This is a genomic window from Devosia chinhatensis, from assembly GCF_000969445.1.
Lineage (GTDB): Bacteria > Pseudomonadota > Alphaproteobacteria > Rhizobiales > Devosiaceae > Devosia > Devosia chinhatensis.
In genome coordinates this window covers 351,149-376,427 of the sequence record NZ_JZEY01000061.1, presented here as the reverse complement: position 1 = coordinate 376,427, position 25,279 = coordinate 351,149, and the positions used below count along the sequence as shown (strand labels likewise).

The 25,279-nt window shown below is 62.1% G+C and carries 27 protein-coding genes; 6 read left to right on the top strand and 21 right to left on the bottom strand.

All coding sequences use genetic code 11. The features are described 5' to 3' along the window. Window positions 1–32: 32 nt before the first annotated feature. Entirely contained in the window at window positions 33–1,472 is a 1,440-nt protein-coding gene (gene pyk, locus VE26_RS12180) for a pyruvate kinase (protein ID WP_046105530.1), read from the bottom strand. Continuing rightward, window positions 1,469–2,014, bottom strand: coding sequence for a DUF1036 domain-containing protein (locus VE26_RS12175; protein ID WP_046105529.1), 546 nt, complete (start codon window positions 2,012–2,014; stop codon window positions 1,469–1,471). The genes pyk and VE26_RS12175 overlap by 4 nt, the downstream gene beginning before the upstream one ends. 218 nt (window positions 2,015–2,232) lie before the next feature. Between VE26_RS12175 and VE26_RS12170 the strand changes: the two genes are divergently transcribed. Further along, on the top strand, window positions 2,233–2,496 hold the full coding sequence (locus VE26_RS12170; RefSeq protein ID WP_046106295.1) for a DUF2312 domain-containing protein: 264 nt from the start codon (window positions 2,233–2,235) through the stop codon (window positions 2,494–2,496). A gap of 54 nt (window positions 2,497–2,550) precedes the next feature. On the opposite strand, the gene VE26_RS12165 is transcribed toward VE26_RS12170, so the two are convergent. From VE26_RS12165 to VE26_RS17505, 7 genes are all read right to left on the bottom strand, one after another. After that, window positions 2,551–2,772 (bottom strand): flagellar basal body rod C-terminal domain-containing protein, encoded by a 222-nt coding sequence (locus VE26_RS12165; protein WP_046105528.1) that lies wholly within the window; start codon window positions 2,770–2,772, stop codon window positions 2,551–2,553. A gap of 78 nt (window positions 2,773–2,850) precedes the next feature. After that, the gene (gene dxs / locus VE26_RS12160; RefSeq protein WP_244465691.1) at window positions 2,851–4,779 is read right to left on the bottom strand and encodes a 1-deoxy-D-xylulose-5-phosphate synthase; all 1,929 of its coding nucleotides are present in this window, start codon (window positions 4,777–4,779) and stop codon (window positions 2,851–2,853) included. Window positions 4,780–4,917: 138 nt separating this feature from the next. Next, window positions 4,918–6,612 carry a peptidoglycan L,D-endopeptidase MepK gene (mepK, locus tag VE26_RS17185; protein WP_200897246.1) on the bottom strand — a complete coding sequence of 565 codons (1,695 nt, stop codon included), beginning with the start codon at window positions 6,610–6,612 and terminating at the stop codon, window positions 4,918–4,920. Between the two features lie 174 nt (window positions 6,613–6,786). Further along, entirely contained in the window at window positions 6,787–8,481 is a 1,695-nt protein-coding gene (locus tag VE26_RS12150) for a L,D-transpeptidase family protein (RefSeq protein WP_052715879.1), read from the bottom strand. Window positions 8,482–8,644: 163 nt separating this feature from the next. Then, window positions 8,645–9,313: an outer membrane protein gene (locus tag VE26_RS12145; RefSeq protein ID WP_152658835.1), complete on the bottom strand. Its 669-nt coding sequence runs from the start codon at window positions 9,311–9,313 to the stop codon at window positions 8,645–8,647. Between the two features lie 100 nt (window positions 9,314–9,413). Beyond that, window positions 9,414–10,898: a sigma-54-dependent transcriptional regulator gene (locus VE26_RS12140; protein WP_046105527.1), complete on the bottom strand. Its 1,485-nt coding sequence runs from the start codon at window positions 10,896–10,898 to the stop codon at window positions 9,414–9,416. 213 nt (window positions 10,899–11,111) lie between these two features. Further along, a complete protein-coding gene (locus tag VE26_RS17505) occupies window positions 11,112–11,288 on the bottom strand; it encodes a YdcH family protein (protein WP_084620409.1) in 177 nt (58 codons plus the stop codon). 154 nt (window positions 11,289–11,442) lie between these two features. Here VE26_RS17505 and VE26_RS12135 point away from each other — a divergent pair, with 154 nt between their 5' ends. The 3 genes from VE26_RS12135 to VE26_RS12125 all read left to right on the top strand — a co-directional run bounded on the left by VE26_RS12135 (window position 11,443) and on the right by VE26_RS12125 (window position 13,313). Then, on the top strand, window positions 11,443–11,658 hold the full coding sequence (locus tag VE26_RS12135; RefSeq protein WP_046105526.1) for a YdcH family protein: 216 nt from the start codon (window positions 11,443–11,445) through the stop codon (window positions 11,656–11,658). A 73-nt stretch (window positions 11,659–11,731) separates the two neighbouring features. After that, the gene (gene purE, locus VE26_RS12130) at window positions 11,732–12,223 is read left to right on the top strand and encodes a 5-(carboxyamino)imidazole ribonucleotide mutase (protein ID WP_046105525.1); all 492 of its coding nucleotides are present in this window, start codon (window positions 11,732–11,734) and stop codon (window positions 12,221–12,223) included. 4 nt (window positions 12,224–12,227) lie between these two features. After that, window positions 12,228–13,313 carry a 5-(carboxyamino)imidazole ribonucleotide synthase gene (locus VE26_RS12125; RefSeq protein WP_046105524.1) on the top strand — a complete coding sequence of 362 codons (1,086 nt, stop codon included), beginning with the start codon at window positions 12,228–12,230 and terminating at the stop codon, window positions 13,311–13,313. Window positions 13,314–13,319: 6 nt separating this feature from the next. Here VE26_RS12125 and VE26_RS12120 read toward each other — a convergent pair whose 3' ends face one another. Beyond that, entirely contained in the window at window positions 13,320–14,012 is a 693-nt protein-coding gene (locus VE26_RS12120; RefSeq protein WP_046105523.1) for an alpha/beta fold hydrolase, read from the bottom strand. Window positions 14,013–14,224: 212 nt separating this feature from the next. On the opposite strand from VE26_RS12120, the gene rpsU reads away from it, so the two are divergent. Further along, window positions 14,225–14,485, top strand: coding sequence for a 30S ribosomal protein S21 (rpsU, locus tag VE26_RS12115; RefSeq protein WP_046105522.1), 261 nt, complete (start codon window positions 14,225–14,227; stop codon window positions 14,483–14,485). A 49-nt stretch (window positions 14,486–14,534) separates the two neighbouring features. On the opposite strand, the gene VE26_RS12110 is transcribed toward rpsU, so the two are convergent. From VE26_RS12110 to VE26_RS12095, 4 genes are all read right to left on the bottom strand, one after another. After that, entirely contained in the window at window positions 14,535–15,740 is a 1,206-nt protein-coding gene (locus VE26_RS12110; protein WP_160297844.1) for a multidrug effflux MFS transporter, read from the bottom strand. Beyond that, a complete protein-coding gene (locus tag VE26_RS12105; RefSeq protein WP_152658834.1) occupies window positions 15,737–16,546 on the bottom strand; it encodes an alpha/beta hydrolase in 810 nt (269 codons plus the stop codon). The genes VE26_RS12110 and VE26_RS12105 overlap by 4 nt, the downstream gene beginning before the upstream one ends. Before the next feature lie 40 nt (window positions 16,547–16,586). After that, window positions 16,587–17,225 (bottom strand): DsbA family oxidoreductase, encoded by a 639-nt coding sequence (locus VE26_RS12100; RefSeq protein WP_046105519.1) that lies wholly within the window; start codon window positions 17,223–17,225, stop codon window positions 16,587–16,589. 82 nt (window positions 17,226–17,307) lie between these two features. Beyond that, window positions 17,308–17,862, bottom strand: coding sequence for a hypothetical protein (locus VE26_RS12095; protein ID WP_046105518.1), 555 nt, complete (start codon window positions 17,860–17,862; stop codon window positions 17,308–17,310). A gap of 158 nt (window positions 17,863–18,020) precedes the next feature. On the opposite strand from VE26_RS12095, the gene VE26_RS12090 reads away from it, so the two are divergent. After that, window positions 18,021–18,224 carry a SlyX family protein gene (locus VE26_RS12090; RefSeq protein WP_046105517.1) on the top strand — a complete coding sequence of 68 codons (204 nt, stop codon included), beginning with the start codon at window positions 18,021–18,023 and terminating at the stop codon, window positions 18,222–18,224. A 50-nt stretch (window positions 18,225–18,274) separates the two neighbouring features. On the opposite strand, the gene VE26_RS12085 is transcribed toward VE26_RS12090, so the two are convergent. The 7 genes from VE26_RS12085 to VE26_RS12060 form a co-directional block, all read right to left on the bottom strand. Beyond that, window positions 18,275–19,678, bottom strand: coding sequence for an NAD(P)(+) transhydrogenase (Re/Si-specific) subunit beta (locus VE26_RS12085; protein ID WP_046106290.1), 1,404 nt, complete (start codon window positions 19,676–19,678; stop codon window positions 18,275–18,277). A gap of 8 nt (window positions 19,679–19,686) precedes the next feature. Continuing rightward, on the bottom strand, window positions 19,687–19,995 hold the full coding sequence (locus tag VE26_RS12080; protein ID WP_046105516.1) for a proton-translocating transhydrogenase family protein: 309 nt from the start codon (window positions 19,993–19,995) through the stop codon (window positions 19,687–19,689). A gap of 1 nt (window position 19,996) precedes the next feature. Continuing rightward, window positions 19,997–21,352 (bottom strand): Re/Si-specific NAD(P)(+) transhydrogenase subunit alpha, encoded by a 1,356-nt coding sequence (locus VE26_RS12075; RefSeq protein ID WP_046105515.1) that lies wholly within the window; start codon window positions 21,350–21,352, stop codon window positions 19,997–19,999. Window positions 21,353–21,417: 65 nt separating this feature from the next. Continuing rightward, a complete protein-coding gene (locus VE26_RS17500) occupies window positions 21,418–21,582 on the bottom strand; it encodes an aa3-type cytochrome c oxidase subunit IV (protein ID WP_084620403.1) in 165 nt (54 codons plus the stop codon). Window positions 21,583–21,631: 49 nt separating this feature from the next. Next, entirely contained in the window at window positions 21,632–23,434 is a 1,803-nt protein-coding gene (locus VE26_RS12070; RefSeq protein WP_046105514.1) for a M3 family oligoendopeptidase, read from the bottom strand. Window positions 23,435–23,546: 112 nt separating this feature from the next. Further along, the gene (locus tag VE26_RS12065; RefSeq protein WP_046105513.1) at window positions 23,547–24,305 is read right to left on the bottom strand and encodes a sulfite exporter TauE/SafE family protein; all 759 of its coding nucleotides are present in this window, start codon (window positions 24,303–24,305) and stop codon (window positions 23,547–23,549) included. A 172-nt stretch (window positions 24,306–24,477) separates the two neighbouring features. Continuing rightward, window positions 24,478–25,212 carry a DUF1013 domain-containing protein gene (locus VE26_RS12060; protein WP_046105512.1) on the bottom strand — a complete coding sequence of 245 codons (735 nt, stop codon included), beginning with the start codon at window positions 25,210–25,212 and terminating at the stop codon, window positions 24,478–24,480. Between the last annotated feature and the right edge of the window lie 67 nt (window positions 25,213–25,279).

Sequence of the window (25,279 nt, the reverse complement as noted above, 5' to 3'; positions counted from 1 at the left end):
GTGATTTCTCCATATGGGCGTCGGCTGCGCGATCAGCTCGAGCCGGCGCCGTCCTGGCGGACAAAGGCGATGCGCAACATGTTAGTGGCACCGGGTGTGCCCAGCGGCACACCGGCCGTAATGGCAATGCGGTCGCCCGGCCGGGCGAAGCCCTCCTGGTAGGCGATGACGCAGGCGCGATCCACCATATCTTCCAGGTTTACCGCGTCTTCCGTCTGCACGCAGTGGATACCCCACACGACCGACAGGCGGCGAATGGTGCGCAGATTGGGGGACAGGGCAATAATGGGCTTGGAGGGCCGCTCACGGGCCGCACGGATACCCGTGGAGCCCGAGGCCGTATAGGTGACGATGGCGGCCAGGTCGAGCGTTTCGGCGACCTGTCGGGTGGCCGCCGAAATGGCGTCGGCAGCAGTAGCCTCCGGCTCGGTCTGGGCAGCCCGAATAATGCCGCGATAATTGGCGTCGCTCTCGACGGCGATGGCAACCTTGGCCATCGTGCTCACCGCTTCGATCGGATACTGGCCCGAGGCGCTTTCGGCCGACAGCATTACGGCATCGGCACCTTCAAACACGGCGATCGAGACGTCCGACACTTCGGCGCGGGTCGGGACCGGTGCGGTGATCATGGATTCGAGCATCTGGGTCGCGACCACGACAGGCTTGCCGTAGCGGCGACACATGCGGATCATGCGCTTTTGCAGGCCCGGCACGGTTTCAAGCGGCAGTTCGACGCCCAGATCGCCGCGGGCGACCATGATGGCGTCCGAGAGCTTGACGATCTCCTCGAGCCGCTCGATGGCCTGCGGCTTTTCGATCTTGGCCATGACGCCGGCGCGACCCTGGACGATCTTGCGCACGTCGATGATGTCTTCGGGGCGCTGCACGAAGGACAGCGCGATCCAGTCGACTTCCGCCTTGAGCGCTTCGAGCAGGTCCGCATGGTCCTTTTCGGTCAGGGCGCCGGTGGGCAGGAGCGTATCAGGGAGGGAAACGCCCTTTTTATCCGAGAGCTTGCCGCCGTAGACCACTTCGGTCTCGATCGCGCCATTACCAACTTTAGTCGCCTTGAGCTGCAGCTTGCCATCATCGAGAAGCAGACGGTCGCCGACGGATACCGATTCGATGATTTCCGGATGCGGCAGGTAGACGCGCTCGGCATTGCCCTGGTCGTCCTGATGGCTGTCGAGCGTAAAGGTCTGCCCGGCAACCAGGTTCACGGCGCCTTCGGCGAATTTCCAGACGCGGAGCTTGGGGCCCTGCAGATCGGCGAGAATACCGATGGGATGCTTGAGGCGCTCCTCGACGCGACGAATGCGGGCCACGGTCTGGTGGAGCAGCTCATGGCTGGCATGGCTCATATTGATGCGGAACACGTCCGCGCCGGCTTTTGCCAGTTCCTCGATCATGTTTTCCTCGTGGCTGGCGGGCCCGAGGGTTGCGAGGATCTTCGCGCGTCTGATCCGTCTCATTGCGTATCCATATCGTCTGGCGTTGGGATGGCGTCTGGGTCGACCAGGAATGCCGGGTCTTCAAGATCTTCTTCCAGATCCGGTCCGACTACGCTCGGCACGCCCGCATTTTCGGTCAGCTGGAGCGTCCAGTCAGTCCGGTTCTGTGTATCGATTTCAAAGAACCCAGTGCGCTCATAGCCCCGGGCGAGGCAATCCTCAACCCCGAATATCGTGAAGGTCTCGTCCCGGGTGCACATGAAGATTTCGCCGGTCCAGGCGCCGCCGCCGATGTCGTCGACCGCGTGCAGGTAATAGAAGCGGCTTTGCAGGTCGCCCTGGTAGAGAACACGGCAATCGCCGGGCGGGGTCTGCCACCATCCCTCACTCATCCATCCGCGTTCGGCGCGGTAGCCGAGCGCCACCGAGATCAGGTTCGCCGTCTGGTTGCAGATGCGCAATTCGGCATGTGCTGGAATGGTCGTGGCCAGAAGCCCGGAAAGGGCGGAGACCAGCAGGGTCGGAACAAGACGGATGCTGCGCACGAACAATCCGGAAATCATTGCGGGAAGTGCCCCTGTTTGAGCCGATGGACGAGACGAGGTCAATGGCTAATGGGGTTTCGTGACGGAAATGGGAACATCGGAGCCTCCGGCATACGCCAGCATGTGGATTGACCCATAAAGGGGTTGAACCGGGCAGGGGCTTGAGGTTCATGGGGCCCGAGGGTTTCCAGGTCCAGACCACTTACGGTGCGGACCCGAGCGTTATGAGGTTTGCCATGGCCGTTGAGGACAGCGTCGCGCAGGATCAGCTCCGCGCTTTCATCGAGCGCATCGAGCGGATGGAAGAAGAAAAGGCTGCGATTGCCGCCGATATCAAGGAGATCTATGCCGAGGCAAAGGGCACGGGCTTCGACACCAAGGTGTTGCGCAAGATCGTGTCTATCCGCAAGCAGGATGCCAACGAGCGCATGGAGCAGGAAGCGCTGCTCGAGCTCTACATGTCGGCGCTGGGCATGGTCGAGGCGCCGCCCGAACGTTAAGGCTTTGGGATCCAGAATGCTGAAGCTCCCGCCTATGCGGGAGCTTTTTTACGTCTAGGCAAGAATGTCGAGGAGAGCCTTCGACATATCTCGTGACGCCTCGATCGCCTTGGCATTGGCCTTGAAGTCAGTCCGTGCGTTGAGCACGTTGACCATTTCGCTGGATACGTCCACGTCCTGGGCGCCGACACGCGCGATGCGGCCGGCGCTGACTTCAAGCTGGTGACTGGCGCGCTGCACGCCGCCCGCCGCGATGGAAATGCTGGAAATGGCCATCTTCGGCTCTCCGTGACGCTGCCCAAAAGCAAACGCCCGTTTTCTCAACAAAGCATGAAGACGTTCCAGCAGAAACGCTTAAACCTTGGCCAAGGCGGCCTTCATGGCGGCCTGGTCATATCCAAGCGCCGTCAACGCTGCCTGCACAATGCCCACACGATCAAGACCGGCGCGTTCATACATGTCGGCCTGGCTGGAATGTTCCACGAAAGTGTCGGGGATCATCAGTGGCCGGAAGCGCAACTTGCCATCCAGCAGGCCATTGCTGGCGAGGAAAGTGGCGACGTGGCTGCCAAATCCGCCCAAACCGCCTTCTTCGGTGGAGATCATCACATCGTGGCTCTGGGCCAGGCGCGCGATCAGTTCCTCATCGAGCGGCTTGAGGAAGCGGGCGTCGACGACGGTGGGATTGAGCCCCAGCGCCGCCAGTTTGTCGGCAGCGGCCAGCACCTCGCCAAGCCTTGCCCCATAGGACAACAGCGCGATCGTTGCGCCCTCGCGCAGGATACGGCCCTTGCCGATGGTGAGGATTTCGCCTCGCGCCGGCATGTCGACGCCCATGCCGTCGCCGCGCGGGTAGCGCAATGAGATCGGTCCTTCATCATAGGCCGCGGCCGTGGCCACCATATGGCGCAGCTCTGCCTCGTCGGCGGCGGCCATCTGGACGATCCCGGGCACGGCGCCGAGATAGGCATTGTCGTAATTGCCCGCATGGGTGGGGCCATCGGCGCCGACATAGCCTGCCCTGTCGATGGCGAAGCGCACCGGCAGGCCCTGGATGGCGACGTCGTGGATGACCTGGTCGTAGGCGCGTTGCAGGAAGGTGGAATAGATGGCGCAGAACGGCCTCATGCCCTCGCTGGCCATGCCGGCCGCGAAGGTTACCGCATGCTGCTCGGCAATGCCGACATCGTAGATGCGGGTAGGAAAGAGTTCGGCGAACTTATCAAGGCCCGTGCCCGATGGCATGGCGGCGGTAATCGCGACAATGCGCGGATCGGCCTCGGCTTCCTGAATCAGGGACGAGGCGAAGACCGAGGTATAAGACGGCGCATTGGACGGGGCCTTGGACTGGGCGCCGGTGATGACGTTGAACTTGGAGACGCCGTGATACTTGTCGGCGGAATTCTCGGCGGGCGCATAGCCCTTGCCCTTCTTGGTCACCGCATGAACCAGGATGGGGCCGTTGCCGAAATCGCGGACATTTTCCAGAATGGAGATCAGGTCGTCTAGGTTATGCCCATCGATAGGGCCCACATAATAGAAGCCCAGCTCCTCAAACAGCGTGCCGCCGGTAAAGAACGAGCGGGCAAATTCCTCGGTCTTGCGGGCCGGCTCGTGCAGGAAGGGGGGCAATTTATGCACGAGGTTCTTGGCGGCCTCGCGGGTGCCCCGATAGACCGGACCAGATACCAATTGCGCCAGATAGGTCCGCAATGCTCCGGTGGGCGGGGCAATGGACATATCATTGTCGTTGAGAATGACGATCAGCCGCGCATCCATGGCGCCGGCATTGTTCATCGCTTCATAAGCCATGCCGGCGGACATCGAGCCGTCCCCGATCACGGCAATCACATTGCGGGGCGTATCCAGGTGCTGGCTGGCGACAGCCATGCCCAGACCCGCGGAAATCGAGGTCGAGGAATGGCCCGCACCGAACGGGTCGTATTCGCTCTCGGCGCGCCGGGTAAAGCCTGAAAGGCCATCCTTCTGGCGCAAGGTGCGAATGCGATCACGGCGACCGGTGAGGATCTTGTGCGGATAGGCCTGGTGTCCGACGTCCCAGATGATGCGGTCATGCGGGGTATCGAAGACCGCATGCAGTGCGACGGTCAATTCCACGACGCCCAGACCTGCGCCCAGATGCCCGCCCGTCACGGACACGGCATCGATCATTTCGGTGCGCAATTCATCGGCGATCTGCGGCAGGTCCTCGCGCGGCAGGGCGCGCAGGTCGGCCGGACTGGCAATGGTATCGAGCAGCGGCGTATGCGGTCTTTCGGCCAAGTCGGCCCTCATCATCATGGGTCTGCGCCCTGTTTAGGCTTCGGGTCCCTGCTTGGCAATGGCTACGAACTCCGCAGTCAGGCTGCGGAGTTCAAGCGCACCATTCTGGCTTTTGCGCGGCGACCGGACGTCGCTGGCTCAGTTCGCGGAAAGGGGGAAGGGGGACATCATGAGGCCCGGACCGCCATTGTCGCGGTTCTTGACCAAGACAAACCGGCCCATTTCCGGAGTCGGATCAAAGTCAGCTTCGTCATGGTCGAACAATACGGCGAAGTGGCTCGAATTCATCGATGCAGGGGCGGTGAAAATGTCCGCCACGTGGTCGAGGTCCGGGGCGATCAGGTTGGGCTGACGCCCATCACCGGCTTGGCTACGGCCAGCAACATGCTGGGCCAGGGCGGCGGCCAGATCGTCCGCATCACCCTGTCCTGCAGCGCCAAAGGTCTGGGCGAACAGGGCAGAGACGGGCGCTCCAGACGTGCCGCCGATCGAGGCGGTCTGCACGGAGTCCTCGCTGCGCGGGGTCGGCAGGATCGGCATGCGCAGCCCGGCCGTGACCGGTGTGCCGATCGCACCGGCGACGTCGGCCTGCTGCGCGGTCTGTGTATTCGGCACATTGGCCGGAAGATAGGCTGTCATTACCTCGGCCGGCGGTTCGGTCATGATGACGCGCGGCGTGGGCATGGTGGGCGCGGTAAGCGCTGCAAGAGCGGTGACGGCGTCGCCGGAAGGCAGGGCGGCAGCACGCTGGCTGCGCAGGTCATCGGGAAGCGGCACGGGGAACGACACGACCGCTACCTGCGTGCGACCCAGCTCGTCCTCGGTCAGCGGGGCGCTGCCGGTGGTGGAGAAAGGCAAGACGGGTTCGATTGGCAGAGACGCTGCAGTTGCCACCGGGGAAGCACCACCAAGGTCTGCCGGACGGGCGACGGGTAGAACGGGTGCCACGCCTTGTGCCTGGGGCGTCAGGGCTGCGGTCTGGACCTGGGGCGCAGGTGCCGGGGCTGGCGCAGCTGCGACGGCCGGTGCCGGGGCAGGCGCGGCAGCATTGTTGCTGCTGTTACCGCCGAACAGCACATCCATCAGGGTGCGGCCCGATCCACCCGAATTGGCGACCTGGGTTCCAGAACTGGAGCCGTTGCAGGGATAGGCATGGCAGCGTTTCCACTCGGCCATGGCGATCTGGTAGCCTTCCTGCGACAGCGGCTTGCCGTCGTTGGGCAGGTGCATCGTGCGCCCGTCCGGAAAGAGTTCCTTGAGCTGGGCGCGGGTCATGCGAGGCCAAGCGCGGACGGAGCCGGTGTCCAAGTGGACGAAGGGGCTGCCGGACGTGGGGTAATAACCGACGCCACCCACCTGCTTCTTCATGGCTGCAGCGCGCAGGCGATTGAGCGGAACGCCAGGAATGAAGAAATCCATCGCGGTGCCGCGCATGTGCTGGGAATTGTCGGCAACGCCGGAAGAATTCTTGGCCAGCATGGCATTGGTCTGGGGCGAGCGATAGGCCGAAACGACATTGATGGGCTGGCTGGCGCCCACTTCCTGGTAGACTTCCCAGACCAGGTCGAACAGGCGCGGATCCATATTGGCCGGCTCATTGCGACGCCAGTCGCGCAGAAATACGTTGAGCTCGTTCAGGCCCGACTGGACATATTGCCCATTGCGCTTGAAGACAATCCGGGCCGTTTCCTTGGTGTGGGTGTAGTAGAGATAAAGCGCACGCTCGTTGGCAGCGCTTGCAGGAGCAGAGACGAGCAAGGTGGATAGCACCACAAGCCCGGCGACCAACAGCCGCGCCACGTTCCGCCGAATTTCATATGCCAATACCGTCACGCCAAACTCTGCCCGGTTTACTTGCAAGATATGGTCGGACGTTAGCGCTAAAATCGATCGATTTTCTTAACGCTAACCAGTCGTGAACGAGGCAATTCCCCGCTCACGGCTTCGTGTTTAAGCGCAAAAACCGGCACAACCAAGGCGAAAGTGTGAACGCGGGGTTAACTGCGATCAGGGGGAAAGGTCATCCGCGACGGGGTTGGCGTCAGCGATAATTTCCGGAACCGGGCTTGCGGACAGGCCCATCGCGGCGATCAGCGCTTCATTGTGACCGTAGACGTCACCGTAATTGCGGATCGTACCGTCGGCATCTACGCGAAGCGTGAAATAGGCCAGGTGCACGGGAATTTGCGTCTTCGGGTTCACCCATTTTTCATTGGGACCGAACATGGCCTCAAGCGAGGTGCGCGAAATGTTGGGCTCGTTGGCCATCAGTGCGTCGGCGAAGGCAAATGGGTCCTCGACACGGATACAGCCATGGCTGAACGCGCGATATGAGCGAGCAAAGAGCGATTTGGACGGCGTATCGTGCAGATAGACGTCATGCTTGTTGGGAAAGAGAAATTTGATCTGCCCCAGGGAATTGCCCGGTCCGGGGCGCTGGCGGACGCGGAAAGGGAAATTGTTGGCGGAAACCTGGTTCCAGTCCACCTGCCAAGGGCTGACCGGCGTGCCGTTATAAAGCAGATCCATGTTCTTGGCGTCGGTATAGCCGGGATTGCGCATCACGGCCGGTGCGATCTCGCCCCGGATGATCGAACTGGGGACGTTCCAATACGGGTTCACCACCAGGTGCCGGATATTGTCCGAGAAGATCGGGGTCTGGTTCTTGGTGGTGCCGACCACGACGCGCGTAGAATATTCCGGCTGGCCGGCACGATTGATCGTCAGGCGGAATTCGGGAATGTTGACGAAGACGTTGAACTGGCCGAGGTCGGACGGCATCCAGCGCCAGCGTTCCATATTGGCAATGATGTCTTCGCGGCGTGTGGCAGCACCGCCATTGAGCGCAGCAATGGTGGCCGGGCCGATGATTCCGTCCACTTCCAGGCCTTGGCTTTGCTGGAAATCCTTGACGGCACTGACGGTCAGATCGTCATAGGCGGGCGAGGTGGAACCGGTCAGCTTGAGGCGGGCGCGAATGGCTGGAACGCGCGGGTCCGAGCCACCCGGACGCAAGACCGGTCCCTCGGAAATAGGCGTCGGGCGGTCGGCCTGGCTGGTTTTGAATGTCGCAAGCGTGGCCTTGAGCGCCAGGAATTCGGGATGGCGCGGCTCGAGCTCGGCAAGAATGGCTGCCGGGTCGCTGCTCGATGCCAATCGCTCCAAAAGAGCGGCTTCATCGATCGGCTTGGCCGCGATGTCGAAGTTCTCGCTCACCGATTGGGGGCGGATGCGGCCATTGTGAATGTGGTAGGCGTAGCGCATGACCGCGCCGGAAAAAGCGGTCTCGAGGCCCGCCAGAGCAGCCTCATCGCCATTGACCCGCTGGAGGTCGATGGCGGCGGTCAAATAGTCTTCGGGACGCAAACCCTCTTCGGCTGCGTTCTTGAACAATGCGATGATGCTGTCGGCAGCAGGAGAAAAACGCACCCTGCCACTGGCGTCTTCTTGAAGCCAGATCGGCTCGAAATGGCGCTCGCCGTAGAGAAAATAGAGCCTTTGGGCATCGCTTTCGGACGCACTGCCGGAACGGGCACCGTAATAATCGCTCGAAAGGCCCGCCTTGATGACGCGGGCGATCTCCGTCCGGGGCGGTGCGATGACCACACGACTGGCTTCGAGGCTGGCCACGGCCTGTTGCGCCAAACTGGGCTGCACCAGAAGGGTGGACGCGAGAAGGGCGATCGCCACGAGCTTGTTCATTGCTGCTCCTTGTTGCACGGAGACCTAGGCGACTGGCTTTCGGGCCCTTCTGCTGGCCGCGCAACATCTGTGCTCAATAAACTGCAAACCTTAACGGGAGCAATTGCTCGCAGTTTTGTGAAACCGGTGTGTGGCGCGGCTGCAACGCCGCGCCACACCTCAACTAGAACTTGTAGTTCACGCCAGCGCGGATGACGCCGAAGCGCTGGCCGACTTCGCGGGCGCCGCTGGGCAGCAGATTGTAGTTCTGGTTGCCCAGGTCGACATAGAGATATTCGGCCTTGAGCGAGAGATTGGCCGTTGCCTGTGCCTCAAGGCCTACGCCAGCGGTCCAGCCGAAATGGTTGGCGACCTGAGTGGAGGAAATACCGGTATCTTCGGTGACCGACCCGCGGCCATAGGCGACGCCGACGGTGCCGTAAGGCATGACCTGACCGATCGGGACACCGGCGCGGGCGCGCAATGTGCCGAACATGTCGGTGCGGGCCGTGAAGGTGCCGCCGGCCAGGGGCTCGGAATAGCCGATATTGGCCCATTGCAGGTCGGCTTCACCGCCCAGGACGAAACCGCCCATATCCATGTTGTAGCCGGCCTGGGCGCCCAAGCTCCAGCCGTTGGAATTGTTCGAATTGCTCACAATGGCCGGGCTGGTCGTCGTGGTGCCCCAGCCGTGCCCGCCCGAGACACCGGCGTAAAAGCCTGTCCACTGCGCCGCGGCCACCGGCGAATAGAGATTGGACGAGTTGTTGCCGGCGTTCCAGTTGAGATCGGCAGCTTGGGCGAAGGAAGTGAAGGTGAGTGCGGCTAGGAGCGCAATGCCTGTACGCAGCATGATGGCCTCGCGGTTAATAATCTCGCTCAAAATCGAAGCAAGAGATTAAGACTGCGGTAACGAACAAGGTTAACGGCGCATATGCCGATCACAATTGCGCTTACGCCGCGTCGTTAATCAGTCCTTCGGCCAGTCCATATTCGTGCAGCTTGCGGTAAAGCGTCGACCGGCCGATGCCAAGCGCCCGGGCTACCCGCGACATGCGTCCGCCATGATGGGCGATGGCGAACTCGATGGCCGCCCGTTCGATCGCTGCAAGCGCCTGCAATTGTCCGCTATCGTCGAGAAAGCGGTCGGGCCGACCGGGGACAACGGGCTCCAGACGCGTGCGGGGCGGGGATGCGTCGATATGGATCGGTGCCGGAGGAACGGGCAGTTCCTCGATGCTGCGCAAGACTTCCTCGCGGCCGGCAGCCTGAGCTGCGATCTGGGGGAAGTCCTGCACTTCAAGGAAGGCGCCATCGGTGAGAACAATTGCACGATAGACAGCGTTCTCGAGCTGACGCACATTGCCCGGCCAGTCATAGGCCTGCAGCAGGTCCATGGCGGCCATCGATATTCCAAGTACGCGCTTGCCGGCCTCGGCCGAGAAGCGGGCAACGAAATGGTCGGTCAGCGCCTTGAGGTCCTCCTTGCGCTCGCGCAGGGGCGGCACATAGATGGGAAAGACGTTGAGCCGATAGAACAGGTCCTCTCGAAACTCGCCACTCTTGGCCAGGTTCAACAGGCGGCGATTGGTCGCCGAAACGACCCGCACATTGACCTTCTCCGGACGCGCGGCGCCGACCGGCTCGATTTCTCCATCCTGAAGCGCCCGCAGGAGTTTCACCTGCACCTCGGGGGGCAATTCGCCCACTTCATCGAGAAAAAGCGTGCCGCCATGAGCCTCGGTAAACTTGCCGGCCTGGTCGGCATGCGCACCGGTAAATGCCCCCTTCTTGTGACCGAACAGTACAGATTCCACGAGGTTGGGCGGGATGGCGCCGCAATTGACGGCGACAAAAGGCTTTCCAGCGCGGTCGCCGGTGCCCTGGATGATCCGGGCGACCAATTCCTTGCCGGTGCCGGTTTCGCCTTCGATCAGTACCGGGATCGTGCTGCGCGCCGCCTTGGTGCATAGTGTCAGGACACGGGCCATGGCCGGCGCTGCAGCGATCATGTCGGCGCGGGTAAAGGTGCCCGAGCGCCGCGCATGCTCAGCACGAATGGCGGTTTCCAGCGCCTCGAGCTTCATGGCATTGCGCAGGGAAATGATCAGACGTTCGGGTGCAACCGGTTTGACGAAGTAATCCGCGGCGCCCTGGCGCATGGCTGAGATTACCGTCTCGAGCGAGGCATTGGCCGTCTGGATGATGACCGGTGTGGTCAGCCCCTCCTTGCGCATCACCTCCATAACGCCCATCCCGTCGAGATCGGGCATTACGAGATCGAGGATCATCGCGCCGATGGTGGGGTCGTCGCGCAGGATCGAGAGGGCCTGTTCCCCGCCGGTGGCCGTCAGCGGCTTGAAGCCTGCGCGGTTAGCGACTTCGGCAGTGAGCCGCAATTGCACCGGATCGTCATCCACCACCAGAACGCGCGTCATAAATACCCCAAGTCCCACTAGGCCGGCCACGAATCGTGTGTGCCGTTTTGGGAAGACGATGCCGGGAGCGCCTTAAGAGGGTGTTAATATTGATGAATTGTTCGCGGCGGTGCCGGGCCCGGCCTGCAGGCAAACCTTAACGCCAGGCATGAAAAAAGGGTCGCGGCTCGCGCCGTGACCCTCCAGAACGTGGATGAATTGTTGTCGCGGCGTCTATTGCCGCGTCTCGCTCTGGAGCTTGTAGAGTTCGTCCTTCACTTCGAGTTTCCGGCGCTTGAGCGCGGAAACCATCAGGTCGTCGGCGAGGCGATTCTGGGTTTCTGCCTGAATCTGCCGGTCCAGTTCCATATGGCGCCGTTCGAGCGCTGCGATGTGGCCTTCAGTCGTCATTAAAAACTCCTTTCAGGGTGTTGGACGGGGGTATCGTCACAAATCTTTCACGCTTTGTCGACGGCGTTCGGATGGCGATTGAAAATCAGATGCAAAACAGTCCGTGATCGGTTAACCAAGGGTATGATTGTCACGTGACCATCCCCGGTACCCGATGCTGCCGCTCGACAAGGAACAGGAAGCCCAATTGGGCCTGGAACTGGCCACAAAACGCCAGGAACACGCGGATCTCGACGCGGCAATCCATACTTTGGGTCAGTCGCAATTGGCGGACCGGATGCTTATCCAGCGGCTCAAGAAGCGCAAGCTGACGCTCAAGGACCGCATCGTCCAGCTGGAAAATATTCTGCTGCCGGACATCATCGCCTAGCTGCCTTGCGCCTTGTTTTGTGGCCGGAATTAGGCTAGTTGCGCGCTTTGCGGAGCGCGACGGGGGAATCGCCATGCTCAAGCCAGCTGTTGCCATCGTCATGGGCAGTCAATCGGACTGGCCGACCATGCGATTGGCCGCCGAAACCCTGGAAAGCCTGGAAATCGAATACGAAGCGCGCATTGTCTCGGCGCATCGGACGCCCGAGCGCATGGTCGATTTTGCCACCAATGCCAAGACCGAAGGCGTCCAGGTGATCATCGCCGGAGCGGGCGGTGCCGCCCACTTGCCGGGCATGATCGCTGCCATGACCACCCTTCCGGTGTTTGGCGTGCCGGTGCGCTCGAAGGCTCTCAATGGGATGGATAGCCTTTATTCCATCGTGCAGATGCCTGGGGGCATTCCCGTCGGCACGCTGGCTATCGGCGAGCCGGGGGCCATCAACGCGGCCCTTCTGGCTGCGGCCGTGCTGGCGCTCAGCGATGAGGATCTCGCCGACCGCCTCGAGGCCCATCGCGCGCGCCAGACCCAATCCGTACCCCAGTTTCCGTCCGATCTCGAGTAGTCCCTTGACCGAACCAACCGCACCCCTTGCTCCCGGCTCCACCATCGGCATCCTGGGCGGGGGGCAGCTTGGGCGCATGTTGGCGCTTGCCGCAGCCAGGCTCGGCCTCAAAAGCCATATCTATTGCCCGGATGCGCAAAGCCCGGCCTTCGACGTCACCCCGCTCAAGACCATTGCGGCCTATGACGATGCCGAGGCATTGAGAGTCTTTGCCGGCCAAGTGGACGTCGTCACCTACGAATTCGAGAATGTCCCCGCCGCCACGGCTGAAATCCTGGCGGGCCTCAAGCCGCTGCGTCCGGGCGCCAATGCGCTCGCCATCTCGCAGGACAGGCTGGCCGAGAAGACCTTCCTGGCCTCCAAGAACATTCCCGTAGCGCCTTATCGGGCCGTGCAGAGCCTTGAGGACCTGCATGCGGCCGTCGCCGCGCTTGGCCTGCCTGCGGTGCTCAAGACCACGCGGCTCGGCTATGACGGAAAGGGGCAGCGGGTGCTGCGCGCGCCGGAGGACGTCGAAGCAGCCTTCGCTCAATTGCAGCCTCATCCGTTGGTTCTTGAAGGTTTCGTGCCCTTCGAAAAGGAAATCTCGGTGGTGGTGGCGCGGGGACTGGACGGTACCGTGCGTGCCTTCGACGCCGCCGAGAACGTCCACCGGTACCACATCCTGCATACCAGCACAGTGCCCGCGGCGATCCCCCCCGGCGTCGAAAAGCACGCCGCCATGCTGGCCAAGGTCATTGTGGTGGCGCTCGATTATGTCGGCGTTTTGGGCGTGGAATTCTTCGTCCTGGGCGGGGACCGGCCGACGCTGATGGTCAATGAGATCGCGCCGCGCGTGCACAATTCAGGGCACTGGACCGAGGCCGTGTGCCTCACCGACCAGTTCGAGCAGCATATCCGCGCCATTGCAGGCTGGCCGCTAGGCGATCCGCAGCGCATGGCCGATGTGGTGATGCAAAACCTGATCGGCGATGACGTCGACGTTGTGCCCGGCGGCATCGATGGCGATACCCAGCCGCACCTCTATGGCAAGGCGGAGGCACGACCCGGCCGCAAGATGGGCCATATCAACCGCATCGTGCGAAGCTAGCAGCGTTCAGCGCGCCAGCCAGTCGCGCATCGCGGCGATCACCGGAGCCGGATTTTCCATCGTCGGGAGATGCGCCGCATCCGGGAAGGTGACCAGCTCCGCCTGCGGGATGAGGCGCGCCATTTCCTCGGCCAGCTCGGGGGGCGTCATCTTGTCGAGCGCGCCTACCCCCACCAAGGTCGGCACAGCAATGTCCTCGAGATAGGGAAGGGAATCGATCCTGCCAATAATCGCCCTCTGCTGGCGGATATAGACATTGCCGCCGACGCGTTCGGACATGGCCTGCACCTCTTCGGCAAGGGCTGTGCCCAGATGGTGGGAGGCCACAAGGCTGCCCAGAAGGCCGCGCGACACGCCGATGAACTTGCCCTGTCCGATCATCTCGATGCCCTTGCGCCGGGTTTCCCGCCGCTCTTCGGTGTCGGCCCGAGCCGAGGTGTCGAGCAAGGCAAGGTGGGTGACCCGCTCGGGCGCCTGCCGCATGATTTCGAGCGCCACATAGCCGCCCATGGAAAGTCCTGCCAGTGCGAAGCGTGGAGGCGCAGCGGCAAGGGTCCGTGCGGCCATCTCGGCGATGGTCTCGTCGAGCCTGAGGTCTGCGACCATTGGGGCAATCGTGTCAGCCAACCCGTCGATAACATCGCGCCAGAGGCGGGCGTCGCAGATGAGACCGGGAAGAAAGACGAGGGGCGTATGCATGGCCAACTCCGCTTGGGCTTGCAGAACTGGTAAAACGACACGGCCAAACCGGCAAGACAGGCACTTTTCCACCGGGCAAGTGTGGACAGGCAGGGATTCTTGGGCTATAGACCCCGCCACGGTGACCGGCTCGGCTGGTCGGCGGAGTGGCTTTTTTGGTTGCTTCGCTTTCATCCAAACAATTTGCCAAGCTTTGAAAGGGCGGTTGACCTTTGCAAGTAGTCGTTCGCGATAACAATGTTGACCAGGCGCTGCGCGCACTGAAGAAGAAGCTGCAGCGCGAAGGCGTCTTCCGCGAGATGAAGCTGCGCAATTATTACGAGAAGCCTTCTGAGAAGAAGGCTCGCCAGAAGGCCGAGGCCGTTCGTCGCGCCCGCAAGCTGGCTCGCAAGCGCGCACAGCGCGAAGGCGGCATCGCTGCTGCACCGAGCCGTCCGGCTCCGGGTCGCGCCGCTGCAGGCGCCCGCAGCTAAGGCTGTCGATTGCTATTTTGAAGAACGCCGTCCTTCGGGGCGGCGTTTTTTATTGCCTGCTCTTGCGCCAGCGATCCAGCATCGCCACGGCAATCGTCAGCATGGCGACGAAGGGTAATTGCAGCACAAGGGCCGTACGGGCATCGGCAAAGAGCGTTCCGGCGGCCAGCGAGCCCAGAAAGCCCCCACCGACCTGGAAGAAGCCGCTCATTGCCCCCGCCGCCCCGGCAATGGCGCCGAAGCCAGCCATGGCTGCCGTCGTGGCGCTGGGGCTGATGAAGGCCAGGCCCAGCATCCAGATGCCGACCGGCGCCATGATGGCAAGAATGGAGAGCGGATACAGGCGCGGCAGGATGCCGAAGGCCAGCCCGCTGAGGGCCAGAAGGACGAGTGCGATAGTGACCAGTCTGTCGCCAGCTATACGGGTCGAGAGATAGCCCGTGACCAGATTGCCCAGAATAAACGCAGCGGTCTGTACCAGCATGGCCATGGCGAACTGAAATGGTGTGAGGCCCAGTTCGTCGATGAGAATGAATGGCAGTAGTGCGGTAAAGCCGTGAAAGCCCGAAAAGGTCAGACAGAGCAGCAGAGCTGGAAAGACGAAGTCGGGCGCCATCAGCAGGCGTCGGTAATTGCCCAGAATGACGCGCAGATTGATGGGCTGTCGGTTTTCCGGGGGAAGCGTCTCGCGCGCGCTGGTGCCGAGAAGCGCAAGGATGGCGAGGCCGAACCCGGCCATGACCACGAACATCAGATGCCATGACCCGAACAACAGGATGACGCTGCCCAGGGTCGGCGCCACGGCTGGCGTCACGGTCAGGATCAGATTGACCATTGTCAGAATGCGAATGGCCTGGCTGCCAACGAACTGGTCGCGAACCATCGCCCGCGACAGCGCGACCCCTGCCGACACACCGAAGCCCTGCACGAACCGGCCGAGGAACAGAACTTCGAGGCTGGGTGCGATGGCAGCGATAAGGCTGCCCAGCACATAGATGGCGAAAAACGCCATGCCCACGCCGCGCCGCCCGAACCGATCGGACAGGGGGCCGCAAATCAACTGGGCCAGCGCGAAAGCGGCGAAATAAACGGTGAGGCTCAGCTTGCCGGCGGCATCGTTGGTGGCAAAGTCAGCAACGATCGTGGGCAAGGCGGGGGTGTAAAGCGTCAGGCTCAGCGGCCCCGTGGCCACCATGAGCCCGCCGATCAGCGCCGTGCGGCGCGCCGACATGCCGACCGGTGCGGAAGATGTCACCGGGACAGGGCCCTCTCGAAAAAGGGCTTGGCTTGATCCCATATGCCGGCGGCCCAGAGATCGGAATGCCCGGCGCCAGGCACGATCCACACTGTGTCCGGATTGGGAGCGAGCGCATAGAGGCGTTCGCCATTGGTCACTTCGATCGTCGTGTCGGCGGTGCCATGCGCTACCAATACCGGCTCTTCGACGCTGCGGATCCAGTCATTGTTGGGAAACTGATCCTGCATCACCAGCGTCACAGGCAGGTAGGGATAGCGTTCGCCGGCCACAGTCACGGCCGAAAGGAACGGCGTTTCCAACAGCAGCGCCTGCGCATCGCGCTGGCTACCAACGAAGGTCGCCGGGCCCGATCCGAGCGAGCGCCCCCAGATGAGCAGCGGAGCACCCTGTTCGGCGGCCCAGTCGAATGCGGTCAAGGAATCGGTGAGGATGTTGTCCTGGCTGATCGTTCCGGGCGAAGCCGGAAAGCCGCGATAGTCGAAGGCGAGGAAGCCATAGCCTTCGGCTACGAAGGTCTCGTAGCGTTCGTGCTCCTCGCTGAAGCTCTTCGAATTGCCCTTGTAGTAGATGATGACGGGCATGCCGGAGCGCGGCTCCTGATACCAGCCATTGATGGTGCCATCGCCAGACGGCAAGGCGATATCTTTCGCCGCGGTCAGCCGGGTTTCTGCCAGCGGAATAACAGGGCCGGTGGCCGCATATTGGAGCGCGCGCTGGTTGAAATACATGTAGCCGACGACCCCGCCATAACCCAGCGCGACAAGGACCAGAACGGCAATCAGGATACGGCGCAGCAACGTCACGGCAAACCTCGAAATTCGTCGCGCCGACCATATACGCTCGTCAGAGTTCGGAAAGGGTCTTTTCCAGCGCCTGCCTGAACACCTCGTCAGGCTGCGCGCCCGAAAGCGCGTATTTTTCTGCGAACACGAAGAATGGTACGCCGCGGATGCCTTGTTCAGCAGCGCTGGTCGCCAGTTGCGCAGTAATGGCCAATTCGGTTTCGTCGTTTATGGCGTCGAGGGCATCGCCGCGGTCCCAGCCGAAGGCGACGGCAATGTCGGCCAGGACATTGTCGTCATTGATCTGGCGATGATCGAGGAAGTAGGCGTCGGCGATGGCATTGGCCAGCTCATGCTGGTTGCCATTGGGCTTGGACAGCCGGGTGATCGTATGCGCCTTTGCGGTGTTGAACATGCGTGGCTGCTTGCTGAGATCGAGCACGATGCCAGATTTCTGCGCCTCACCCTCGACCCGCGCCCACATTTCGGCTGGATCGCGCCCATATTTCTGGCGCAGCATTTCGTCCACATCGACGCCTTCGGTGGGAACAGAGGGGTCAAGATAAAACGGATGGTTTTCGATAACCACCTCGACATCGTCAGGAAGAGCGGCGATCGCCTGATCCAGCCGCGCAGATCCGACAAGACACCATGGACAAACCACATCGGTGAACACATCGATCTTGAGCATCTTGGTCATGGCGGGCTCTCACAAAAAACACGTCCCGCCCAGATGGCGCTCCGGGCGGGACGTGGCAAGAGGGCACGTTCAGGTAACTGCCTTAAGCTGAAGCGGGGGCCGGTGTCTGCCCCTGTACCAAGGCAAAAGGCGGAGTGTAGGCAGCGGTCAACACCAGGCCCATGGCAGCGCTGAAGCCGACAATGGCCAGCATCGGCGTCATTAGCCAACCGGCCAGCGGCGATACCGAACCGACACGATAGGCGGTAGCGAGGCCAAGGAGAAACAACCCAGTACATACAAGGCTCAATTGCAGAGAATCGAGCGGCGGGGTGACGAAGGGAAGGGCGATATAGGCTAAGATCGACACGGCCAGCCAGATCGTTGCACGGGTAGCGCCGGCGAGCATCATCAGGCCAAATGCGGCGCCCAGGAAACTCAGTTGCACCAGGTGCATCGCACCGCCGGCCCAGCCTGGCAAGCCAAAGGGGGCAAAGAAAAACGGAAACAGGTCAACTGCTTCAGCGCCAATATTCACCACTCCGAACAAGCCTGGCACGAAGGCGGCCGCGCCCAGAACGGTGAATATGGACGACGCGCTGGCACGGATGCCCGAACGGGTCTCGGCGGCGGTATGAAACAGTGCTGTGGTGGCCATTTTACGGCTTCCCCTTGGCGATTCGTACAAGGGGAATGGCCGTCGCACGCACAAAGTTCCGTAAGCGTCAACACGGCTGCGTTAACAGATTGGCTTGAGCGGGCCCGGTTTGCGGCCTATCTGAGCGACAAATCTTTACGAATTGAAAGGTCGGCGCCTTGGAACACAGCGAACGGATCGAAGCGCTGGAGACGCGCATTGCCTATCAGGATCAGACGATCGAGGACCTCAATGCGGCGATTACCGAGCAATGGAAGGTCATCGACCTGCTGACCAAAAAAGTGGTGACGCTGGAGGAGCAGGTGCGCTCGGGCGCCTATATCGCCGATCCGGCAAACGACAAGCCGCCACCCCATTATTGAAAAAGCGCGGCACTGAAGGCCGCGCTTCACATTAGGGTTTGGTGCCAGCCTCAGTGTCCCAAGGCCTTGACGATGTCTTCGGTCACCTTCTTGGCATCGCCGAACAGCATCATGGTATTGTCGCGGAAGAACAATTCGTTCTGGACGCCCGCATAGCCGGCGGCCATGCCGCGCTTGATGAAGAGCACCGTGCCGGCATCCTCGACGTTGAGCACGGGCATGCCGTAGATGGGCGAGGTCTTGTCAGTCTTGGCGGCAGGATTGGTCACGTCATTGGCGCCGATGACGAAGGCAACATCCGATTGGGCGAATTCGGAATTGATGTCTTCGAGCTCGAAGACTTCGTCATAGGGCACATTGGCTTCGGCCAGAAGCACGTTCATATGCCCCGGCATGCGGCCTGCCACAGGGTGAATGGCATATTTCACCTCGACCCCTGACGCCTTGAGCATATCGGCCATCTCGCGCAGCGCATGCTGGGCCTGAGCCACAGCCATGCCGTATCCTGGCACCATGATGACCTTGCCGGCATTCTTCATGAGGAAGGCCGCGTCGTCCGCTGCCCCCTGCTTGACCGGGCGATCATCCTCGCCGGCTGCCGCTGCCGAAGCGGTATCGCCACCAAAGCCACCCAGGATCACCGAGATGAAGCTGCGATTCATCGCCTTGCACATGATGTAGGACAGGATCGCGCCCGACGATCCCACCAGTGCCCCGGTGATGATGAGCGCGGTATTGCCCAGGGTAAAGCCGATGCCTGCCGCCGCCCAGCCGGAATAGGAATTGAGCATGGAAACCACCACCGGCATGTCGGCGCCGCCGATCGGGATGATCATCAGGCCGCCCAGGATCAGGGCGAGCAGCGTGATCACCCAGAAGAGCCAGGGGTCTCCGGCGATCGTAAAGGCCCAGACCAGGGCGATGATGGCGGCACCGATGCCGATATGGATGAGGTGCCGTGCCGGCAGGATGATGGGGCGGCCGCTCATATTGCCGTTGAGCTTGGCGAAAGCGATGACCGAACCGGTAAAGGTAAAGGCACCGATGGCCGTGCCGATGGACATTTCGATCAGCGCCTGGGCATGGATATGGCCCATTTCGCCAATGTTGAAGGCCTCCGGCGCATAAAGCGCGGCGGCAGCCACGAAGACGGCCGCGAGGCCGACCAGCGAGTGGAAAGCCGCGACCAGCTGGGGCATGTCGGTCATCTTCACCGAGCGGGCGATATAAGCGCCGATGCCGCCACCCAGGCCGAGCCCGCCGATGATCAGGAGCCAGCTGAGAATGTCGGAAGGCGCCGCCACAGCAAGAGTGGTGAGGATGGCGATGCCCATGCCCACCATGCCAAACGTATTGCCCTGGCGGGCGGAGCGCGGGCTGGACAGGCCCCGCAGCGCAAGGATGAAGAGCACGCCGGCGACCAGATAGAGCAGGGCGGCGATATTTGCGTCGATCATGACGATCAGCCCTTCTTCTTGTACATGGCCAGCATGCGCTGGGTCACGAGGAAGCCGCCGAAGATATTTACCGAAGCAAAGACAAGGGCGATGAAGCCGAAGAGCTTGCTGACCCAGCTGGCGTCATGAACCATGTTGACGCCGACCGCGAGAAGGGCCCCGACCACGATGACCGAGGAAATCGCATTGGTGACACTCATCAGAGGGGTATGGAGTGCCGGGGTCACGCTCCAGACCACGAAATAGCCCACAAAGATCGCCAGCACAAAAATGGCGAGGCGGAAGGTGAACGGGTCGATTGCAGACATATCCATTCTATTTGCCTTCCTTCGGTGTGGTGGCCTTTCGGGCAGTCGACTTCTTAGGTGTTGCCGCAGCCGCTTTTACGACATCGGCCGGTTTCGTCTTCGCGCCGACTTTCCTGGGAGCGGGCGACTTGCCGGTTGCGCCCGTCTTGGCCGGGGAATCCTTGGCTTCGAGGACGGCAGCTGGTTTACGAGGCGCAGCCTTGGGGACCGGGAGCGGCGTCACCGGGTCTGCGGCTACCGCACCGGCAAAGGCGGGGTGAACCACGGCGCCATCCCGGGTGAGCACGGTGGCCTTGACCAGCTCGTCGTCCCAGTCGATAGCGAGCTTTTTTTCCTGTCTGTCGATCAGCGTCTCGACGAAGGCCAGCAGGTTGCGCGCGTAGAGCTGGCTGGCCGTGGTCGGGATATGTCCCGCCAGGTTGGAATGGCCCAGTATGGTCACACCGTTATGGCTGACGACCTGGTCCTTCTGCGTCAATTCCACATTGCCGCCCCGCTCTGCCGCGAGATCAACGATGACCGAACCGGGAGCCATGCTTTCCACCATCGCCCGGGTCACGAGTTTGGGCGCTGGTCGCCCCGGGATGAGGGCGGTGGTGATGACGATGTCCTGCTTGGATATATGGCCGGCGACGAGCTCGGCCTGGGCGTCCTGCTCGTCCACAGTCAGTTCGCGGGCATAGCCCCCCGCGCCGGAGGCATCCTTGAGGGCCTCGGTCATGATGAACTTGGCACCAAGCGATTCCACCTGTTCGCCGGCGGCGGCACGCACGTCGGTGGCCGAAACCACCGCGCCCAGTCGCTTGGCCGTGGCGATGGCCTGCAGGCCCGCCACGCCGGCGCCCATCACGAAAGCCTTGGCGGGCCTGACGGTGCCCGCTGCCGTCATCATCATCGGCATGGCCCGCTCGAAGATCGCGGCAGCCTCGATCACTGCCTGGTAGCCGGCAAGATTGGCCTGGGAGGAAAGGATATCCATGACCTGGGCGCGGGTGATGCGCGGCATGAATTCCATGGAGATCGCGACAATGCCGGCCTGGGCCAAGCCAGCAATCTCGCGCTCGTTGCCGTAAGGATCGAGCGCGCCAATCAGCAGGGCGCCTGGACTGGCCCCCTTGATGGCAAGGGCGCTGGGGCGGCGAACGGAGAGGATGATGTCGGCCTCGCCGACCGTTTCGGCGACGGAGCCAATGATATTGGCGCCGGCCGCCCGGTATTGGTCATCGGCTATGCGGGAGCCGATGCCGGCACCTTGTTCAATGCTGACCTGGGCGCCCAGGCCAATGAGTTTGGCGACAATCTCGGGGGTCGCCGCTACGCGGCTTTCCCCCTCGAAACGTTCGCGCAAGACGGCAATCTTCACGGAAACCTCCTCCCGCCTGCCGGCGGGCAGGCTGTTTCTAAAAGGCCTGCTTGCTGGATGTCAGATCAATGGATGATCAGGAAGTAGAGGACGATCAGTAGGGCCGCCGTGCCGTAGATCGACCACTTCACCGCCTGCACGAAGCCGAAATAGGTCTTTTCATGCTCGGCGTAGTCCATGCCGGATTCCAGTACTGGAGCGGGGTGGGGTTCGGCAGTCTTTTTGGCCATCAGGTCCTCGAATGTGTCTGGTCTAAAGGTGGTCGTCCAAAAGCGAGGCTCAGGGCGAGGTCGCTTCGAGCTCGTCGATCAGTCCCTCGATCATCGAGAGGCCAAGCGACCAGAACTGGGGGTCCTTCGCGTCAAGCCCGAAAGGCGCGAGCAGTTCGGAATGATGCTTGCTTCCCCCGGCCTTGAGCAGCTCGAAATAGCGCTCGGCAAAGCCTTCATTGGCTTTCTCATACTGCGCATAAAGCGAGTTCACAAGGCAGTCGCCGAAAGCGTAGGCATAGACGTAGAAGGGCGAATGGATGAAGTGCGGGATATAGGTCCAGAAGACTTCATAGCCTTCATTTGGAATGATGGCGTCACCCAGCGATTCCGCCTGGACCTCAAGCCACATGGCGTTGATTTCCTCGGCCCGCAATTCGCCGTTGCGCCGGGCGGTGTGGACCTTGCGCTCGAAGGTGTAAAAGGCGATCTGCCGCACCACGGTGTTCAGCATGTCCTCGACCTTTGACGACAGCAGGGCAAAGCGCTGCTTTGGGTCGGTGGTCTTGTCGAGCAGCGCCCGGAAGGTCAGCATCTCCCCGAAGACGGAGGCGGTTTCCGCCAGGGTCAAGGGCGTGTTCGAGAGGATGGGCCCCTGATCGGCGGCGAGACGCTGGTGCACACCATGGCCCAGCTCATGGGCCAGGGTCATGATGTCCCGGGTGCGTCCCAGGTAGTTGAGCATCAGATAGGGATGGGCGCTGGGCACGGTGGGATGCGCGAAGGCGCCGGAACGCTTGCCCTTGCCAGCAGGCGCATCGATCCAGCCCGAATTGAAGAAGGGGCGGGCCACTTCCGCCAGTTCGGGTGAAAAGCGGCCATAGGCGTCCATCACGGTCGAGACGGCGCTGTCCCAGTCCCAGACGCGCTCGTCACTGGTGGGCAGGGGCGCATTGCGGTCCCAGGCATTGAGCTTATCCTTGCCGAACCAGCGGGCCTTGAGCTTGTAGTAGCGATGGCTGAGCCGCGGATAGGCGGCCTGCACCGCACTCTGCAGCGCATCGACGACCTCGCGCTCGATCGCATTGGCCATGTGGCGGCTGTCTGCGATATCCTCGTAGCCACGCCAGCGGTCGGAGATTTCCTTGTCCTTGGCCAGCACATTGGTGATGTGCGTAAAGAGCCGGACATTGTCCTTGAAGGTCTTCGCCAGTGCGTGAAAGGCTGCCTCGCGCTTGGCCTCATCCTTCTCTGACAAAAGGTGCAGCGTCGCCTCGATGTCGAGGTCTTCGCCGGCGACATCGAACTTGAGGCTGGAAAGGGTCTCGTCATAAAGCCGGTTCCAGGCCGAATAGGCCGTCACCGACTTGTCCTGGAACAATTCCTCAAGCTTGTCGTCGAGCTGGTGCGGCTTGGCCTTGCGCAGGTCGGCGAACCAAACGCGGTAGCGCGCCAGTTCCGGATCGGCGGCGAAGGCGGCTTCGAGATCGGCATCCTCGATGCGGTTGAGCTCGAGCGTAAAGAACAGGGTGCGGGTCGAGAGTGCCGTCATGGCCTCATTGATATCGCCCATGAACTTTGTCCGATCCGGATCGGTGGTGTTCTGGGCATATTGCAGGAAGGCGTAGGAACCAATGCGGCCGGCAATGTCGTCGAGCTGTTCGCTGTCGCGAATGGCTTCGATCAGCTTGCCTGACTGGGTGAGGGCGACCAGCTTGCCTTTGTAGTCGGCTTCCAGCTTGGCGGCGCGGGCCTTGGCGTCCTCGAGCGCAGCCTTGAACTGGGGGCTGTCCTTGCCGGGAAAGAGGTCGTCGAGATCCCAGACCGGCAGATTTCCGAACTGGTTGTGACCCGGTTGAGCGGCTGCAGACATGGAACGCGACTCCGAAAATGGTTTCGGGCAGGACCTTACCCAGCCGGAGTCGTGCTGTGAAGGCGGTGCGGTGACGCGGTGTGACCAAACATGCGCCGGCTCCCGCCAGGCCTTACCCGGCCAGCAAGCGGCTCGATCCGTCCCAGATCAGCTGCAGCGCCAGCAGGAAGACCAGCCAGTAGGCGATGCGATAAAAGAGCCGGGCGTCGATGCGGCGCACCAGATAGACGCCAAGAAAGACGCCGGCGACCCCGACCGGCGCCAGCGCTGCGGACAGGGTCAGGTTCTGCACATTGAGCTGGCCCAGGAAGTAATAGGGAACGAGCTTGGCCGTATTGACGATGGCAAAGAAGAAGGCGGTCGTGCCCGCATAGACTGCCGGCGGCAGGCGGCGCGGCAGCACGTAAATCTGGAAGGGTGGGCCACCGGTATGCGAGATGAAGCTGGTAAAGCCGGCGATGCTGCCCCAGAAGCTTCCCCAAGGCTTCGAGGGCGGCAGACCCTCGAGTTTCTTGCGCAACGGGAATACCGCGTCGAGCACGAACAGCAGGGTGACGATCCCCACCATCAATAGCACGACCGCGTCGCTGACCACGGCCCAGAGCGCCCAGCCGACCAAAGTGCCGATCGCAGCGCCGGGAAGCATGATCTTGATCAAGCTCCAGTCGCATTCCTTGCGGTACATCCAGATGGCAACTGCATCCATGCAGAGCAGCACGGGCAGCATCATGCCGGCGGCATCCCGGGGCGCCATCACCAGGGCCAGGAGGGGCACCCCGACCACGCCAAGGCCCCCGAGCAGACCGGCCTTGCTAAGGCCGACGATCAGCACCGCGGCAACAGCCACGCTTATGAAGACTGGATCGAACATGAAGAGGCGGGTCCGGAAGGAAGATGGGTTAGATCGACGTTGTGGGGTCGGGTTTGTCAACCGGTCGCAGGGCGTTGGTCAGCCGAAGACCGCTCGCTTGCTGGCAGGACATCTACAAAAATCCCCGCTGACGCGGGGATTTTCAAAGTCATAGGCGCAGACCGAAAGGCTCTTATTCCTCGTCGGCATTATCCGACTTGAGCGACTTGAGCTTGGCAAAGACCGAATCGGCATCGATGTCGTCGTTGGACTGCTGGGACGCGCCACGATCCTCGCCCTCGAAACCGTCCTCGGTTTCGTAGGATGCGCGGCCACCGGCACGGGCAAGCGCTTCTTCGGCGGTGAGCAGGGTCGTGCCTTCGCTGAGCTCGTTTTGGGCCGGGGCGTCCTTGCTGGCGCGCTTGACCTCGAGATCGAGATCGATCTGACTGCACAGGCCCAGGGTGACCGGGTCCATCGCCGTCAGGTTGGCCGCATTCCAGTGGGTGTTTTCGCGCACCGATTCAATGGTCGACTTGGTGGTGCCGACGAGACGCATGATCTGCGCGTCCTTGAGCTCGGGATGGTTGCGCACCAGCCATTTTATGGCATTGGGACGCTCGTTACGGCGCGAAATCGGGGTGTAGCGTGGGCCCTTGCGCTTGACGGCGGCGACCCGAACCTTGGGCTCGCTGACCTTCATGCGATAATTGGGATCGCCCTCGGCCTTCTCGATTTCCTCGCGGGTCAATTGCCCGTTCTGGATCGGGTTGACGCCCATGATGCCGCCGGCCACGTCGCCATCGGCAATGCCCTGTACTTCCAACGGATGCAGCGTGCAGAAGGCGGCGATCTGCTCGAAGGACAGCGCGGTGTTGTCCACCAGCCAGACGGCGGTCGCCTTGGGCATCAGAAGGGACTGGGACATGGTTAAATTTCTCCTGCTGGCGCGGCCGGTTTTCCTCCGGACCGCTCCGCCTCTTGGCCAAATGCTG

Excerpts from the sequence above, each read along its gene's own strand:
- pyk (WP_046105530.1), bottom strand. The coding sequence starts at position 1,472 with ATGAGACGGATCAGACGCGCGAAGATCCTCGCAACCCTCGGGCCCGCC.
- VE26_RS12175 (WP_046105529.1), bottom strand. The coding sequence starts at position 2,014 with ATGATTTCCGGATTGTTCGTGCGCAGCATCCGTCTTGTTCCGACCCTG.
- VE26_RS12170 (WP_046106295.1), top strand. The coding sequence starts at position 2,233 with ATGGCCGTTGAGGACAGCGTCGCGCAGGATCAGCTCCGCGCTTTCATC.
- VE26_RS12165 (WP_046105528.1), bottom strand. The coding sequence starts at position 2,772 with ATGGCCATTTCCAGCATTTCCATCGCGGCGGGCGGCGTGCAGCGCGCC.
- VE26_RS12150 (WP_052715879.1), bottom strand. The coding sequence starts at position 8,481 with ATGAACAAGCTCGTGGCGATCGCCCTTCTCGCGTCCACCCTTCTGGTG.
- VE26_RS12145 (WP_152658835.1), bottom strand. The coding sequence starts at position 9,313 with ATGCTGCGTACAGGCATTGCGCTCCTAGCCGCACTCACCTTCACTTCC.
- VE26_RS12140 (WP_046105527.1), bottom strand. The coding sequence starts at position 10,898 with ATGACGCGCGTTCTGGTGGTGGATGACGATCCGGTGCAATTGCGGCTC.
- VE26_RS17505 (WP_084620409.1), bottom strand. The coding sequence starts at position 11,288 with ATGACGACTGAAGGCCACATCGCAGCGCTCGAACGGCGCCATATGGAA.
- VE26_RS12135 (WP_046105526.1), top strand. The coding sequence starts at position 11,443 with ATGCTGCCGCTCGACAAGGAACAGGAAGCCCAATTGGGCCTGGAACTG.
- purE (WP_046105525.1), top strand. The coding sequence starts at position 11,732 with ATGCTCAAGCCAGCTGTTGCCATCGTCATGGGCAGTCAATCGGACTGG.
- VE26_RS12120 (WP_046105523.1), bottom strand. The coding sequence starts at position 14,012 with ATGCATACGCCCCTCGTCTTTCTTCCCGGTCTCATCTGCGACGCCCGC.
- VE26_RS12100 (WP_046105519.1), bottom strand. The coding sequence starts at position 17,225 with ATGACCAAGATGCTCAAGATCGATGTGTTCACCGATGTGGTTTGTCCA.
- VE26_RS12095 (WP_046105518.1), bottom strand. The coding sequence starts at position 17,862 with ATGGCCACCACAGCACTGTTTCATACCGCCGCCGAGACCCGTTCGGGC.
- VE26_RS12080 (WP_046105516.1), bottom strand. The coding sequence starts at position 19,995 with ATGGATATGTCTGCAATCGACCCGTTCACCTTCCGCCTCGCCATTTTT.
- VE26_RS17500 (WP_084620403.1), bottom strand. The coding sequence starts at position 21,582 with ATGGCCAAAAAGACTGCCGAACCCCACCCCGCTCCAGTACTGGAATCC.
- VE26_RS12070 (WP_046105514.1), bottom strand. The coding sequence starts at position 23,434 with ATGTCTGCAGCCGCTCAACCGGGTCACAACCAGTTCGGAAATCTGCCG.
- VE26_RS12065 (WP_046105513.1), bottom strand. The coding sequence starts at position 24,305 with ATGTTCGATCCAGTCTTCATAAGCGTGGCTGTTGCCGCGGTGCTGATC.
- VE26_RS12060 (WP_046105512.1), bottom strand. The coding sequence starts at position 25,212 with ATGTCCCAGTCCCTTCTGATGCCCAAGGCGACCGCCGTCTGGCTGGTG.